Source organism: Agrilactobacillus yilanensis (assembly GCF_003946725.1).
GTDB classification, from domain to species: domain Bacteria; phylum Bacillota; class Bacilli; order Lactobacillales; family Lactobacillaceae; genus Agrilactobacillus; species Agrilactobacillus yilanensis.
Genome location: NZ_RHOY01000027.1, coordinates 1 through 15,619, shown reverse-complemented (window position 1 = coordinate 15,619; position 15,619 = coordinate 1). Strand labels below are relative to the sequence as shown.

General features: G+C 41.9%; 11 protein-coding genes. 5 read left to right on the top strand and 6 right to left on the bottom strand.

What is annotated here, in order from left to right:
- Positions 1 to 227: 227 nt before the first annotated feature.
- Entirely contained in the window at positions 228 to 1,586 is a 1,359-nt protein-coding gene (radA, locus tag EKM93_RS13015; RefSeq protein ID WP_125715973.1) for a DNA repair protein RadA, read from the bottom strand.
- A gap of 18 nt (positions 1,587 to 1,604) precedes the next feature.
- Positions 1,605 to 2,144 carry a dCTP deaminase/dUTPase family protein gene (locus EKM93_RS13010; protein WP_125715972.1) on the bottom strand — a complete coding sequence of 180 codons (540 nt, stop codon included), beginning with the start codon at positions 2,142 to 2,144 and terminating at the stop codon, positions 1,605 to 1,607.
- A gap of 155 nt (positions 2,145 to 2,299) precedes the next feature.
- Here EKM93_RS13010 and EKM93_RS13005 point away from each other — a divergent pair, with 155 nt between their 5' ends.
- Both EKM93_RS13005 and rpiA read left to right on the top strand, forming a co-directional pair.
- The gene (locus tag EKM93_RS13005) at positions 2,300 to 2,581 is read left to right on the top strand and encodes a GNAT family N-acetyltransferase (RefSeq protein WP_125715971.1); all 282 of its coding nucleotides are present in this window, start codon (positions 2,300 to 2,302) and stop codon (positions 2,579 to 2,581) included.
- Positions 2,582 to 2,743: 162 nt separating this feature from the next.
- Complete coding sequence (gene rpiA, locus EKM93_RS13000) at positions 2,744 to 3,433, top strand: ribose-5-phosphate isomerase RpiA (RefSeq protein WP_125715970.1); 690 nt, start codon at positions 2,744 to 2,746, stop codon at positions 3,431 to 3,433.
- Positions 3,434 to 3,745: 312 nt separating this feature from the next.
- Here rpiA and EKM93_RS12995 read toward each other — a convergent pair whose 3' ends face one another.
- From EKM93_RS12995 to EKM93_RS12985, 3 genes are all read right to left on the bottom strand, one after another.
- Positions 3,746 to 5,911 (bottom strand): glycosyl hydrolase family 65 protein, encoded by a 2,166-nt coding sequence (locus tag EKM93_RS12995; RefSeq protein WP_125715969.1) that lies wholly within the window; start codon positions 5,909 to 5,911, stop codon positions 3,746 to 3,748.
- A gap of 18 nt (positions 5,912 to 5,929) precedes the next feature.
- Positions 5,930 to 7,720: a glycoside hydrolase family 13 protein gene (locus EKM93_RS12990; RefSeq protein WP_125715974.1), complete on the bottom strand. Its 1,791-nt coding sequence runs from the start codon at positions 7,718 to 7,720 to the stop codon at positions 5,930 to 5,932.
- A 113-nt stretch (positions 7,721 to 7,833) separates the two neighbouring features.
- Complete coding sequence (locus tag EKM93_RS12985) at positions 7,834 to 9,480, bottom strand: phosphoenolpyruvate carboxykinase (ATP) (RefSeq protein ID WP_125715968.1); 1,647 nt, start codon at positions 9,478 to 9,480, stop codon at positions 7,834 to 7,836.
- Between the two features lie 227 nt (positions 9,481 to 9,707).
- Here EKM93_RS12985 and EKM93_RS12980 point away from each other — a divergent pair, with 227 nt between their 5' ends.
- Both EKM93_RS12980 and EKM93_RS12975 read left to right on the top strand, forming a co-directional pair.
- Positions 9,708 to 11,048: a C1 family peptidase gene (locus EKM93_RS12980; RefSeq protein WP_125715967.1), complete on the top strand. Its 1,341-nt coding sequence runs from the start codon at positions 9,708 to 9,710 to the stop codon at positions 11,046 to 11,048.
- A 469-nt stretch (positions 11,049 to 11,517) separates the two neighbouring features.
- Complete coding sequence (locus EKM93_RS12975; protein WP_225423720.1) at positions 11,518 to 13,506, top strand: KUP/HAK/KT family potassium transporter; 1,989 nt, start codon at positions 11,518 to 11,520, stop codon at positions 13,504 to 13,506.
- A 342-nt stretch (positions 13,507 to 13,848) separates the two neighbouring features.
- Here the strand turns inward: EKM93_RS12975 and EKM93_RS12970 are convergent, their stop codons facing one another.
- Entirely contained in the window at positions 13,849 to 14,520 is a 672-nt protein-coding gene (locus EKM93_RS12970; protein ID WP_125715965.1) for a 2,3-bisphosphoglycerate-dependent phosphoglycerate mutase, read from the bottom strand.
- A gap of 111 nt (positions 14,521 to 14,631) precedes the next feature.
- On the opposite strand from EKM93_RS12970, the gene thrB reads away from it, so the two are divergent.
- Positions 14,632 to 15,498 carry a homoserine kinase gene (thrB, locus tag EKM93_RS12965; protein ID WP_125715964.1) on the top strand — a complete coding sequence of 289 codons (867 nt, stop codon included), beginning with the start codon at positions 14,632 to 14,634 and terminating at the stop codon, positions 15,496 to 15,498.
- Positions 15,499 to 15,619 lie beyond the last annotated feature (121 nt).

Sequence of the window (15,619 nt, the reverse complement as noted above, 5' to 3'; positions counted from 1 at the left end):
GACCTGTGCCGTAAGTGGGCTTTACTTACAAACAGGACGTAGTTAGGTGAGAGCTTTGCTCTAGTGAACGCGTTTAAACCAGAGCGTGAAGGGGCACGGTTTTGACTTCGAGCACTAACCTAGAATTATAAAATAAGCGTATTTTGCTTATGAATAATTCGTAGTTAGGTGAGAAGTCAGTGCCCCTGAACGCGTTTCAAGATCAGAGCGTGACAATGCACATAACCCTAAAACACTTTCTTCAAGGTCTCATTTAGCGTCTTAACACCAACTACTTCTACCGATTTAGGCGCATCCCAGCGCGCTAAATTATTGTTCGGTACAAAAATACGTTTAAACCCTAATTTTGCAGCTTCATTTACCCGTTGTTCAATCCGGTTAACCCGCCGAACCTCACCTGTTAGACCAATTTCACCAATAAAACAGTCCGTTGGTGAAATACCCATGTCCTTATAGCTGGAAGCAATCGACATGGCCATCGCCAAATCAATTGCTGGCTCATTTAATTTTACACCACCAGTCGCTTTTAAATAAGCATCTTGATTTTGTAACATCAAATTGGCCCGCTTTTCTAAAACGGCCATAATTAACGAAACCCGTTGATAATCCAAGCCAGAAGCCGTTCGTTTAGCGTTACCGAATAACGTCGGCGTAATTAGAGATTGAATTTCAACCAAGATTGGTCTAGTGCCTTCCATCGACGCAACAATCGCTGACCCCGTGGCATTTTTTAATCGTTCTTCCAAAAATACTTCGGATGGGTTAGCCACTTCTGACAAACCGCCTGATTGCATCTCGAATATACCAATCTCATTCGTTGAACCGAACCGATTTTTCACTGATCGTAAAATCCGATAAGCGTGGTCCATGTCCCCCTCAAAATATAATACCGTATCTACCATGTGTTCCAAAATTTTAGGACCGGCAATGGCCCCTTCTTTAGTCACATGACCGACGATAAACGTTGTAATCAGTTTACTTTTAGCGATTTTCATCAATTCAGCTGTAATTTCACGGACTTGCGAAACACTACCCACTACTGAATTCAATGCTGGCTCATTCATTGTTTGAATCGAGTCAATAATCAAAAAATCCGGTTGCATTTCATCAATTGTCTGCCGAATATTTTGCATATCTGTTTCGGGATAAATGTACAAGCTATCCCCATTAACATCTAGCCGATCCGCACGAAGTTTAATCTGTGACGCACTCTCTTCACCGGAAACATACAAAACCTTCCCGTTTTGGGCTAACTGCCCGGATACTTGCAGTAATAACGTGGATTTCCCAATGCCTGGATCCCCACCAATTAAAACTAAAGAACCGATGACAATACCGCCGCCTAACACCCGATTAAACTCGCCAAGTTGCGTCGTTACCCGCGGTTCTTTAACGATATCTACATCATTTAGCCGTTCTGCCTTAGCAATCGTACCCGTTACGACATTGGCTGACTTAGTTTGCGGTGCACTGGCAACTTCTTCCACCATCTGATTCCAAGCGCCGCAATTTGGGCAGCGGCCCAGATACTTCGGTGAGTTATACCCACAGTTTTGACATACATATTGTGTTTTTACTTTGGCCAATCTTTTGCCTCTTTTACTTTAAAATCCAGATGACCCAAAGCCACCATTACGTTCTTCACCATCATTTTGATCGCCATCTGCTTTTAAATAAGGTACAAAAATACCTTGACCTAAGCGTTCACCTTTTTTAATCGTCACAGGTCGAACCCCATAATTTAAAAGCTGCACAAAGATTTCACCTTCATTGGCCGTATTATTATAATAATCCGCATCAATTACCCCGATACCATTCGGTAAAATCAACCGACGTTTCAAAGGGCTGCTGGACCGATTCGCCAAAATCAATACTTCATCAGGCTGCATATAAGCTTTGATGCCTGTGGGTACTAAAAAGGGTTTTAATACTTTTTGTGCTCCATCTAAAGCTTCGGCAGTCAGCGGTTCCCCTTTACGCAGGGCTTTAAATATTTTTATAAAATCAAATTGCCAAATTGTTGGTAAAACAAAATCTTCAGCTGCTTCAAAATCATAGCCAGCTGCATTTTTAGTCTGTCGCTTTGGCAAATTCAAATTCGCATTTTGGTAACGTGTTACAATTTCAAATCCTCGTTTTTTCACGAAATACCTCCATCATAATATAAACTAGAAATAGCATATCATTTTTCAGCCGGTAATTCTATCAGCCAAAAGCCCTTACTTGCCTTTTAAGGCGCGCTTAGGTTATATTTGTAAAAAGCAGTTCGCTTTTAAATTTAATTTAGGGGGCTTTCATAATGGATTTTGACTATGAAGCAGGCCGTTTTTATAAAAATGATGATACAGGCAAATTATTAGCAGAAGTAACTTTTGATACATTCGCTAATGGTCGAGCTTATGCCATCAACCATACCTTTGTCCGGGATGATCAACGGGGTAAAGGCTTGGCCGCACAACTCATTAAAGTTGTGGTCGATAAAGCCATCGCTGAAGATAAAAAGATCTTACCACTTTGTTCCTACGCCCGAGCACAGTTTGACAAAAACCCAGAATATCAGGCCATTGAATATAAAGAATAGCCGATACAAATCAAAAATACTTAAAAGCTTTGAGACTTTCATTTCTCAAGGCTTTTTTTATTACGAAACAAGTCGACATTCACTGTCTTCTTGACTTAACTAACGGTTAATATTAAGTTAAAATATATAAAGTACATAAATCCGTCTTCAAAGGAGAAAAAAATGAATCAAGATGAATTAAAACGAGTGGCCGCTGAACGCTCCGTTGAATTTGTTCAAGACCACACAATTGTGGGCTTAGGTACAGGTTCAACAGTGATGCACATGGTACGTGCCCTTGCCAAACGCGTTAAAGACGAAAATTTAGACATTATCGGCGTAGCTACTTCCAGTAGAACACGCAAACAAGCCGAAGAATTAGGTATTACTATGAAAGGCATTGACGAAGTAGATCACGTCGATCTAACCATTGACGGTGCCGATGAAGTAGATAAGAACTTCCAAGGCATTAAAGGCGGCGGGGCTGCCCACGCTTTTGAAAAAATTGTGGCGACCTCCTCAACACATAATTTATGGATCGTTGACGAAAGCAAACTTGTAGACCGAATCGGTGGTTTTCCACTACCACTAGAAGTCATCCCTTATGGCAGTACTAAAGTTTTCCAACGTTTAGAAAATGAAGACTTACATCCGAAATTCCGTAAAGATGACCAAGGCCAAAACATCATCACCCATTCTGGCAACTACATCATCGACCTCCATCTAGGCCTCATCAACCACCCCCATTTACTAGCCAATTGGCTCAGTGAACAAGTCGGCATCTTGGAACACGGCCTCTTTTTAGACACCGTCGACACCATCGTCGTCGGCACAGCAGAAGGCCCAAAAGTCCTATATTCTCATAGTATATAGAGCGCGACAAAAGACGGGTTGATTTTGAGCATAGCCTAGACTAACGCCGTGAGCGGTTTTCGCTTACAAGTTAGACGTAGCTAAGCGCAGAAATCAGTCTTTTGGAGCGCGTTTAATCAGAGCGCGACAAGCTACGGTTTTGACAATGCGCATAACCTAGACTTACGACATAAGCCCGGACTTGGCTTATGAGTGAGGCGTAGTTATGTAAATTGTCAGTAGCTTGGAGCGCGTTTCAAAAACCAAAAAGAATAGCCGTCACGTCAAACAAAATTGACCTGGCGGCTATTCTTTTTTATACCCTATTAGACACTACTCGATAATTAGCCCTCGACCATCCAGCTGAATTGTCAACGGATCACCAGCTAATAAACGAACTTCATTGACATCCGGCGTTACAGTGATCTGCAGCCGACGTCCTTGAAAATAAAAATGAAAACTGTAACGTTGCCAATCCTTTGGACAAAATGGCCGCAAGGAAAGTTGTCCCTTATCCACCCGAATACCCGCTAAACCATGAACCAACACTAGCCAACTCGTACTCATAGCATCTAAATGCAGGCCTTGCGTTAGTTTAAACGTCTGGTCCAAATCTCCCCGCAGACTCGTTTTAAAATTAGCCATCATTTCTTCTGGATCTAAAGTTGCAGCCACTAAGCCATGAATATTGGCCGTCACTGGAAATTCTGATAGCGTTAATGGCGCATAGTAGTCAAAATTAGTTTGCCGGGTTTCTTTTTTAAATCGGCTTTCCAAAAACCATAAGCCCAATAACACATCTGGCTGCTGAATAAAAGGCAGCCTTAAATAACTCGCGGGCACTACCGCCGAACTCGGCCGTAAAGCCGTCGCTGGTAAAATCTTATCTTGATAACTGCTGCTCTGAGGATAAATTCCCGCTTTTGTAGGTGCTGGTAAATAAAGATGGTCCCGAATTTCCGCCCAACGCGTCAAATTATCCGGCGTGACCTGCAGCCGTTCCAACACATCCGGATTTAACTTTTGCAGTGTCGTAATAATATAGTTCAAACTCCAAGCCGCCATTTGATTTACAAACCAGTTATGGTTCACATTTAACTCATATTGATTAGGCCCAGTGACACTCAAAAACGTATATAAATTTCGAGAAGCTAAGTAATCCACCCGACTGGACCAGAATTGACCAATTGCCACTAGAATTTCTGCGCCTTGCGTCAACATAAAATCCTGATCATTGGTGTAATTCATATAAGTATAAATCTCATAAGTCACTAAAGCATCTGTATAGATACTCTCGGCAACAATTGGGAAATCTTGTTGCAATTCTTGATCAGCTACCGTGGTTAACGGATAATATGCGCCAGCTAACTCTAAAGCGCTGGCTTTTTGACGGGCATCCGGCAATTGTTCATACAGATGTGCCATAAAATAACGACTGATTTTAGGTACTGTTAAACCAGCAAAGGCCGTTGCTGCAAAATAGTCGCCATACCACTGATTCAAACTCCCCTGTACCTCATCTGATAACCCATTACTAGACCAACGGCTTGTATCTTGCGGCCGCCGCATCCAAAGCTGCGCAATATTGTAGCGCAAAGCCTGTAATGTTGTATCATCACCTTCAATAGTCACTTCACTATCATCCCAAAAAGTCTGCCAAGCTTTTTGTTGCTGTGCCAACAAACCTTCATAACCCAACTTCGCACCTTGCAGCAAGACTTTTAACCCCGTCTGGGCCATTGCCTGAACATCTGATAGCATACCATGGGTAATACTGGCAATCCGTGTTAAAGACAAGGTTTCACCAGCCGTCAGCTGCCCTTGATAACTCCGGCCAACGGTATCATCAGTTGTCACTAACGTCTCAGTAAATGATTGATCCGCAGTAAAATCCACCGCAAGCCATTGATTAAAAGCCATATTTGTACTAGGCACTTGTCCTTGTAAATAAAGATAATTCGCCTTTTGCCCTTTTGTCGTAATTTCAAATAACGGCTGATCCGCGTTTAACCGATTAACAACTGTCCCATTTAACATGGGCACAAGTTCAATTTCAGCATCACCGGCTAAAACTTCAATTTTTGCCGAAAAAGCGACAAGCTGTACTGTTGCTTGACTGATAAAATTCTCAAACGTAAACCGTAACGTCGTCTCTTTCTGAGTCCAATCGAACTGACGGCGTAAAACACCATTATGTAACCCTAATGTCCATTCAAATTCTGAAATTTCTTTAGCTTTTATAACTAAATCTGTGCCATTAATTTTGATTTTCATAGCACCGTAATCAGGAACATTCACTAAAGTTAACTGATTTGCGGTTGTGGCTTGTCCGTACAAACCATTCACATAGCTGCCAGCATTACCCGTCTCTTCAAAAGCTCCTTGCCGACCTAAATAACCATTGCTCGTCGCAAAAATAGTCTGAACAGTCTTAAGCTGTGTTTGATCAAAGGCTTGCCAGGCAACATCCCATGGATCGGCCTCAAATAATTTTGTCATCGAATCCCCTCTGACTGTTTATTTTGTCTGCCGGAAGATCACAAAACCATCCGGTTCCAGTTGATATGTTTTATTGTTTAATTGACCGCCTTGACTTAATAAAATCGTTGCCGCCGGATCTATCGTCAATGTTTGCGGTGTTTGACTCGTATTAAAATAAGCCTGCAGCGTATTGGTTGCCCCAGGACGGCTGAACTGCAACAAATCACTAGCCTCTGAGTTTTCCCATTGAACTGGCCGTTGCGCGAGTTCTAAAGCATAGTCTTTTTTAAACTGAATCAGTGCCTGCATGAATTGCTGCATCTTTTGATTTTGCTGCCCTTTTTGCCAAATCATTGGTCGCCGATTATCCGGATCCGGCCCGCCGACCATGCCAATCTCATCCCCGTAGTAGACGCAAGGTGTGCCTTTTTGACAAAACATAAATGCAAATGCTGCCTGAACTGCCGCCAAGTTATGCTGTGCCACTGTCAAAACCCGGGGTGTATCATGGGAGCCTAGCAGATTAAAAACTAATTCATTAGTTTGATCTCGATAAGCCAAGGTTGCCTGATTCAATCGAGCAATAAAATCTGAATTACTGATCGTTTTTGTCAAAAATTTAGCAGTCACTAAATCGGTCAACTGATAATTCATTACCCCTGAAAACTCCGGTCCATTCAGCCAAGGCCCTGCATTATGCCACGCTTCGCCTAAAATATAAAAATCCGGTTTTAAAGATCGACACAAAGTGGTAAATTGCCGCCAAAAATGATGGTCCACCTCATCTGCCACATCCAAGCGCCAGGCATCAATATCAAACTGTTCAATCCAATACCGCGCCACGCTTAATAAATAAGCCGCAGCTGCCGGATCTGCCGTATTAAATTTTGGCATGTGCGGATTATAGGCAAAAGTTTCATAACTTAAATGCCGGCCCACTTCAAAATTAGCCGTAGCCTCATAGGTCACTGGAAAATGGTGGATGTGAAACCAATTTTTAAACTGCGATTGTGCTTGATGGGTCAAAACGTCCTGCCATTGTGTGGATTGATCACCGATATGGTTAAATACCGCATCCAGCATGACTTTCATTCCCCGCTGATGGGCGCCATCAATTAGTCGTTTCAAAGTACGTTTATCACCAAATTCCGGATCAATTTCAAAATAGTCCACTGTATCATATTTATGATTGGAATTAGCCTTAAAAATAGGTGTTAAATACAGCCCATTAAAACCTAAAGCCTGCAAATAATCTAAATGATCTAAAATACCCTGTAGATCACCGCCATAATAACTATCTCGACCAGGCCGATTATTGATATCCCAAGCTAAAATTTCTGCAGGATCATTGTTGGGATCCCCGTTGGCAAAACGTTCTGGAAAGATTTGATACCACACCGTATGATGGATCCAATCCAAATTTGGAACACGGTCAATATCATGAAAATAAGGCAACCGAAAATAATTGCCCATTGTCTGCAGCGTTGTCGGCGTCACGGGCGCACAGCCTAACTCCCCATAAAAAATCTGCGTCTGATCTAAGCCTAAAACAACAAAGCCATATTGTAGCCGATTAAAAGTCGGTTGCAACCGCACTTCCCAATACTGATGATCTTGAGTTTGTAAACTTTTATTCAACGCTAAAGTCTGATAGTGCCATTGGGACACGCCTTGGGTATCTTCTCGCTGGTCGAAGGGATCACCATAATACAAAAACACTTGCGCCACATCATTTTTTGCAGTTCGTAAACGAACAACAAATTCATCTGGTTGATATAAAAAAGCATATTCGCTTTCTGTACGATGATAAAAAGCACTGGTTTTCACAATTGTCACCCTTTCCTAGTTCGCAACAAAAAAAGCAGTTCAATTCCTTAAATTCCATTATACCAACATTAGGCAATGGGACAAAGGGCTCTGAACTGCTCTTAGAACTTATTTTATTTATTCAAGTGATCAATAATTGAATCTAAGAATGTTAAACATTCATCTGGCAAAGCGTGTTTTCGACTACTATTATGGGCAACAACAAAGGCTTTTCGTTGATCAAACCGTTGCCGGACCATTTGCTTGTAAGTTGTATCTGCCTTCACTTCGTAATCGGCAAATGGCATGTAACTAATGCCATCTAACCCCAAGAATGGCTGGAATTCAGCACGCTGTTCCACAACAGATTCCACGGCACCTAATGTTAATTCTTTAGGGATGTCTTTGTCCAAAAATTGACTGGTATTCAAAACGTAACATGCCGCATTACGCTTGCTGAATAACGCTTTAAAGTCATTATAGTCTTCATACAATGGGTATAATCTAAATGGATTTGCGTACGGAATGATGACAACTTTTTCCATTTCGGCAGCAGATACGTTTTCAGCAGCGGAATGCTTCGTTGCCAAAGTTAACCCGAAAGTAGCAGCCGCCACTGGATCCTCAATTTTTAAAACAGGCGGTAAGGAATTATCTTTCATAATCCAGAACAAAGCGCTGATTGGCTGTTTTTCGTGATCCACCCGGTTTTTAGTGATATACCGAGATTTCACCATTCGGCCGTTCCCGTTACGCATATCTTGCGTAATTAGCACTTTTTCGCCTTTTTCATTCAACGTAATCCCATTATTCATGACTGTTAAACAATAATCCAAATCATGGGTGGCAACGGGATGATCGGTCGTTCGGTCAAAGTACGAAGGTTCTAGAGCCGTTGAAGAACCATCTTCTCTAGAGATAACAAAGGCGTCATCATGTAAGACGGTAATATCATATTTATTATCATGTTTGGCCAACGTCAAAGTAGATTTCCCAGAACCGGATAAGCCATACATAGCAAAAACAGAGTCTGGCCGATCCTTAAAATGAAAGGCCTTTAAGCCCCCATGACAAGCGGTAAAGCCATGACGGTGGGCAATGCCCCAAGCTAACGTTAACGTCCCTTTCTTCATTTCACCAAAATAGCGCATCCCTAAAATTGCGGCTACATTATGATCCCGATCAAATAAAGCTAAGCCGTTAGGATATTTAGGATCATGAAAATCAGGATCCACATACAAATAAATATCTGGTTCATCATATTGTTTCGAAGCGTCATACATTTTTTGATAAGTAGCGTTTAAGGCTTGAAAATTCATCAAATAGGAATATAAATTATGTTCATAACCTTTGGCAATACAGACATGGGCTTTCGTCATAAAATCTTCAGCTAAGCCCACCACCACATCACTGCGCCAAAAATCATGGCGATTATCTGTAAAAATAGCTTCTTCTAAGTAATTTAATAATTCTGTCGCCGATTCGGGACTTTCTTCTTGAATAATCCGTCTCGCCTTGGCCGTCCGACCTACAATGCGCCCATGGTTATATAACAAAATCTTAGCATCTTCAGGTAAGCCTAAATCAGCTGCATGTTTAATCGGCATATCCGTTACAATCGTATCCGGATTATTTTTAGCTATCTCATAAACCGCCGCAACATCTTGAATTGGGGTTACATTTTGGCTGTAAAATGCCGTCTCGACAATAATTTTCATCCGAGATAGATGGGGATTAGTTGTATTGATTGTCTGTTCATCGAAGTTTTGAATCGTGCTCATAACAAAGACCGCCCTCTCTATAATAGCGCTTTCATTTTATACCTTTAGCATACCGCAATTAATTAGAAATCGCCAACATATTTATTACAATTTGAGTAAAATTTTGAAACAATCCCCCCCTTATCAGGATAACTAAACCTACGGATTCGTCTATATTGGACGATTGCCTTTTTTTGAGCTAAGATTATTCTATGAACTTATTAAACTATCTATTAGGAGGGCATTTTATGAGTCAACCGATCACAGATGCACACTTAGAAGAATTTTCAAATACATTCCACCGCTTACCAAAGAGTGACGCTTTAAAACGAACAACTATGAAAAATGGGATTTTAGCCAGCAGTGAAAATACAGACTCAGCGATTGCAATGGAACCTACATTTTCCGTTGAAATTGATACGGGTGCTGTTTCAAATCAAAAACAATCTGGCCGTTGCTGGATGTTTGCGGCTTTAAACACAATGCGTCACCCGCTACAAAAACAATTTCATCTAAAAGATTTTGAACTTTCGCAAAATTATACTAATTTCTGGGATAAGTTGGAAAAATCTAATTACTTTTATGAAAATATCTTAAACACCGCTGCCCTACCCCTTGAAGATCGCAAAGTTGCTTTCTTACTCGCAACACCGCAACAAGATGGCGGTCAATGGGATATGCTTTGTGCCCTCATTCAAAAATATGGCATTGTTCCAAAATCAATTATGCCTGAAACCTTCAGCAGTTCTGCTTCTGCCCAATTGAACACGGTTTTAAATAATAAACTTCGTAAAGACGCCGTTAAATTGCGGACTTTGGTTAATCAAGGTGCCGATGACACCCAAATTGCAGCGACTCGCAAAGTAATGGTCAGTGAAGTTTACCGAATTTTGGTGATGGCACTCGGTGAACCCGTTAAAGAATTTGATTGGACTTATAAAGACAGCGATGGCCTTTACCATAAAGAACATCTAACACCGCAAGATTTCTTCAAGAAATATGTGGGCTGGCAACTTTCTGATTATGTTTCCCTAATCAACGCACCAACAGAAGACAAACCTTATGACCATCTGTACACCGTTGAAATGTTAGGCAATGTTGTCGGCGGCCGTGAAGTACGTCACCTAAACGTCGCCATTGACACTTTCAAACAATTAGCCGTGAAACAATTACAAAACGGTGAAACAGTTTGGTTCGGCAGTGACGTCGGCAAGAGCAGTGATCGCAAAGCCGGCATCATGGACACCGAAATCTATAAAGTTGACGACCTACTGGACGTTGACCTCACCATGACCAAAGCCCAACGCCTAAATTATGGCGAAAGCCTAATGACCCACGCCATGGTCTTAACCGGCGTTGATCTCGTAGACGGAAAACCTACAAAGTGGAAAGTTGAAAACTCATGGGGCGATAAAGTCGGCAATAAAGGCTACTTCGTCATGAGCGACGCCTGGCTGGACCAATACGTCTACCAAGTCGTTATCAATAAAAAATACCTACCTGAAAACCTACAAAAAGTCATCGAAACCGAATATGACCAACCAAAAGTTCTCGCCCCTTGGGACCCAATGGGCGCCCTAGCATTATAAAACAGAGCGCGAACTAGAGCGGGAAAGCCTCGAGCACTAACCTAGAATTATGAAATAAGCGTATTTGGCTTATGAATAATTCGTAGTTAGGTGAGAGCTTTGCTCTAGTGAGCGCGTTTCAAACAGAGCGCGAACCAACACGGGTTGATTTCGCAATATAACCTAGACTTAGCAGATAGTCGCTTGCGACTATCAACAAGGCGTAGTTATATGTAGAAATCAGTGTTGGTGAGCGCGTTTCAGAAAACCAACTCAAAACCGACAGCTAAAGTTTAGAGCAAACTCTAAACAATAGCCGTCGGTTTTTTTATATCAGAACAACTCAATTTTCCCGCTCAATCTTTTGACTTGTAACCGCTAGCAAACTTATACTATAGGGCAACAAGTTCAGTTTATGGGAGGTCGTATTTTGAATAAATTTGAACAAGCTTCAAAGCGCACCCATGGTAGCCGCCTATCTCTAGCAGGTATGCTTATCACGCTAGGCGTTGTCTACGGTGATATCGGTACCTCACCATTATATGTTATGAAAGCCATTGTTGCGGGCAACGGCGGTATAGGTCATATTTCCAGAGATTTCATGGTCGGCTCTGTATCCCTAGTTTTTTGGACTTTATTTATTGTGACAACTTTAAAATACGTCTTAATTGCCTTACGTGCAGATAACAACGGTGAAGGCGGCATCTTTGCCTTATACACCTTAGTCCGCAAACGCGCCAAATGGCTGTTAGTCCCCGCAATGATTGGCGGTGCTTTTTTATTAGCGGACGGCATGTTAACCCCCTCCGTTACCGTTACCACTGCCATTGAAGGCTTAAAAGGTACACCACTCCACGGTACTGTACTGTTGCATACACAAAACGAAGTCATTATTATCACCATGATTATCTTGACGCTTTTGTTTTTGATTCAGCGTTTTGGGACTGATCTGATTGGTCGAGCATTTGGCCCAATTATGTTTATCTGGTTCACCTTCTTGGGTGTCATGGGTTTAATCGGTATGTCCAAGGATTTATCTATTTTACAGGCAATCAATCCTTACTATGCGCTCAAAGTTTTAATAGATCCCGGAAATAAAGCCGGTCTTTTCATCTTGGGCAGTATTTTTCTAGCAACGACTGGTGCCGAAGCTTTGTATTCAGATATGGGCCATGTCGGCCGAAAAAACATTTATGGTAGTTGGCCCTATGTTAATCTTTGTCTTGTTCTAAATTATTTTGGCCAAGCTGTGTGGCTGTATCAGCACAATGGACAAGTTAATTTTCAAAATACAACAGATTTTAATCCTTTCTTTGCCATGATACCTGAGCCCTTAAAAATCTTCGCCATTATAATTGCCACCTTGGCCGCAATTATTGCCTCACAAGCGCTGATTTCTGGTTCTTATACCCTAGTCTCTGAAGGTATTCGGTTGAAATTACTGCCGATTCTACACGTCATTTACCCCACCAATATCCGTGGTCAACTCTACATCCCTGCAGTAAATACTATCTTATGGGGCGTCTGCATGTTGATCGTCTATACTTTCAAAACTTCCGAACATATGGAAGCAGCCTATGGTTTAGCCATTACGATCACCATGTTGATGACCACTATTTTACTTTACGCTTATTTACGGCACAAAAAAGTACCACTGTTAGTGAGCTGGGGGATGTTGCTTTTCTTTGGCAGCGTTGAATTAATCTTCTTTATCTCTAGCGCTGTCAAATTCGTTCATGGTGGCTGGGTCACAATTTTAATCGGCAGCACTATCTTACTCATTATGTACATCTGGCAAATGGGCGATTACTATCGCAATAATAACGCCTACCGTACTGAAGACGTCTCCTTATTTGCCTATAAAAATCAATTAAGTACCCTTGCTCAAGATGACAACTATCCGCTGTACACAACGAATCTTGTTTATATGACTAAAGTGCATGACCAGCGCTATATCAAAAAATCAATTCTCTACTCTATTCTAGACAAACGGCCAAAACGGGCTCAAGTTTATTGGTTCATCACGGTTAACGTCACCGATGATCCTTATTCTGCAAGCTACACGGTTGAAAATTTTGGGACAGATCATATGATTAATGTTCAACTTTATCTTGGTTTTCGCGTGGAACAAAAAGTAAATATCTTCTTACGGCAGATCATTACCGACATGATCGCAAAGGGTGAATTACCTCTACAGCCTCAACAATATACCACTATTCCTGATCGCCAAGTTGGGGATTTCTCATTTGTTATCTTGCAAGAAGAACTGTCTCCAGAAACCGAATTACCGGCCTTTCAAAAAACGATTATCCGTGCCCGCCTCTTTCTCCAAAAAATTACACTATCTCCAGCTACTTGGTTTGGTTTAGAATATGCGGACGTGGTCATTGAAAAGGTCCCATTGATTCTAGGTAAAATTCCAATTGTAAAACTCCGCCGGTTGAAGAAAAAACCTGACAATTCCGATGAGAGTTTATAATTATTAATTACACCGAGTTATTCCAAATAAAAAAGCTGAGCCAAAAGTTGACTCAGCTTTTTATCTGGATAGATTGTACGCTTGTAAGCCAAAACCGTCCGTGGTGGTCTTCTGAAACGCGTTCCAAAAGACTGATTTCTGCGCTTAGCTACGTCTAACTTGTAAGCGAAAAACGCTCACGGCGTTAGCCTAGGCTATGCTCAAAATCACCCCGTCTTTTGTCACGCTCTGGCTTTAAACGCGCTCACTAGAGCAAAGCTCTCACCTAACTACGAATCTTTTGTGTGTCTGACGACACCCTGCAAGATCCTAGGTTAGTGTTCGAGGCTTTCCCGCTCTAGTTCACGCTCTGGCTTTATCTACTAGGTTTAGCTGTTCATCAAATGAATATATGATAGCTTCTCCGTTTTGGACTTCAACGCCATTAATGTCTGTGTCGCTGATATTTTCAATGTATTTCAATAACGCCCGTAAACTACTGCCATGTGCGACGACTAATTGATCTTCGCCACGCATTAACCGCGGTACAATTTGATCATCATAATAAGGCTGTAAGCGTGCAGCAGCCATTTTTAAGCTTTCACCCCGTGGTACATCCCGGACATCTAATTGTTGATACCGGCGATCCAAATCTGGTGTTTCTAGCATCGGCGGTACACTTGTAAAACTCCGGCGCCAGCGGGCAATTTGGGTCACACCAAAAATTTCTTTGGATTTAGCCTTGTTCAAGCCCCGCAAAGCCCCATAATGACGCTCATTCAAACGCCAGGTTTTATACAGCGGTATCCAATTCAAATGCAGCTGATCTAAAATAAGATAACTTGTCATGATCGCCCGGGTTAATACTGAAGTATGGCAGGCACTAAACGGAATCTGCAGTGTTGCCAGTTTAGCTCCAATTTGTTTTGCTTCTTGTTCTCCTTTTGCCGTTAACGGAACATCTGACCAGCCTGTATAAATATTATCTCGATTAGCCGTGCTTTCCCCATGACGAACCAAAACTAATTGCGCCATTATTTGCATCCCTCCACTTAAATTCACTTACAGTTTATTATGTTTATAGTATAATATTACAACAATATGAGATATAATTAGAATATATTAATTTTTTTACGGGGGTTACCAATGAAAATTCAAGTTCCAGCCACAACAGCCAATCTAGGTGCCGGCATTGATTCCTGTGGCCTTGCACTATCTTTATACATGACTATCCAAGTCGGCCCTGAAACAGTTGAATGGATCGTCAAACATAATCTACCAGCAACCATACCCACTGATTATACCAACATTTTAGTTCAAACAATACAACAAATTGCGCCAAATGTGATGCCACATCTACTGATTGTCAACTCTGATATTCCTACCGAGCGCGGCTTAGGCAGTAGCGCCGCAGCCGTTGTTGCTGGTGTTGAACTGGCTAACCGTTTAGGTAACTTACATATGACCATTGAAGAAAAAATTGCCACTGCTGTCACCATTGAAGGTCATCCGGATAACGTTGCCCCAGCTTTTAGAGGTAATTTTGTGACCGCAGCCGTTGTAGATGACAACGTCTATTCTGTACGTCATATTTTCCCAGAAGCCAGCATTATTGCTGACATTCCTAATAAACAATTGCCTTCATTCGAAAGCCGCAGTGTCTTACCAGAATCCATCGCCTACGACCGAGCAATTTTGGGCAGTGCTATCTCTAACGTTATGATCGCTGCCTTAATTAGCGGTGATCTAGAACTAGCCGGCCCAATGATGGAAGCAGACACCTTACAAGAAAGCTACCGGAACCAATTTGTCCCAGATTTAGCGCGCAAACGTCAAATCGCCAAAGACCTAGGCGCCTATGCCACCTTCATCTCCGGTGCCGGACCAGCCATCATCACCGTCTGCCCCGATGATAAAGCAAAAGCCATCATCGCCGCCATCAAACAAGCCACAAATGACAACGACACCTACCTGAACCTATCCGTAGATAAAGACGGCCTACAAGTATTTTGATCAGAGCGCGACAAAAGACGGGTTGATTTTGAGCATAGCCTAGACTAACGCCGTGAGCGTACTTTGCTTACAAGTTAGACGTAGCTAGGCGCAGAAATCAGTCTTTTGGAGCGCGTTTCAG

Excerpts from the sequence above, each read along its gene's own strand:
- EKM93_RS12985 (WP_125715968.1), bottom strand. The coding sequence starts at position 9,480 with ATGAGCACGATTCAAAACTTCGATGAACAGACAATCAATACAACTAAT.
- EKM93_RS12995 (WP_125715969.1), bottom strand. The coding sequence starts at position 5,911 with ATGACAAAATTATTTGAGGCCGATCCATGGGATGTTGCCTGGCAAGCC.
- rpiA (WP_125715970.1), top strand. The coding sequence starts at position 2,744 with ATGAATCAAGATGAATTAAAACGAGTGGCCGCTGAACGCTCCGTTGAA.
- EKM93_RS12980 (WP_125715967.1), top strand. The coding sequence starts at position 9,708 with ATGAGTCAACCGATCACAGATGCACACTTAGAAGAATTTTCAAATACA.
- EKM93_RS13005 (WP_125715971.1), top strand. The coding sequence starts at position 2,300 with ATGGATTTTGACTATGAAGCAGGCCGTTTTTATAAAAATGATGATACA.
- thrB (WP_125715964.1), top strand. The coding sequence starts at position 14,632 with ATGAAAATTCAAGTTCCAGCCACAACAGCCAATCTAGGTGCCGGCATT.
- EKM93_RS12970 (WP_125715965.1), bottom strand. The coding sequence starts at position 14,520 with ATGGCGCAATTAGTTTTGGTTCGTCATGGGGAAAGCACGGCTAATCGA.
- EKM93_RS12975 (WP_225423720.1), top strand. The coding sequence starts at position 11,518 with ATGCTTATCACGCTAGGCGTTGTCTACGGTGATATCGGTACCTCACCA.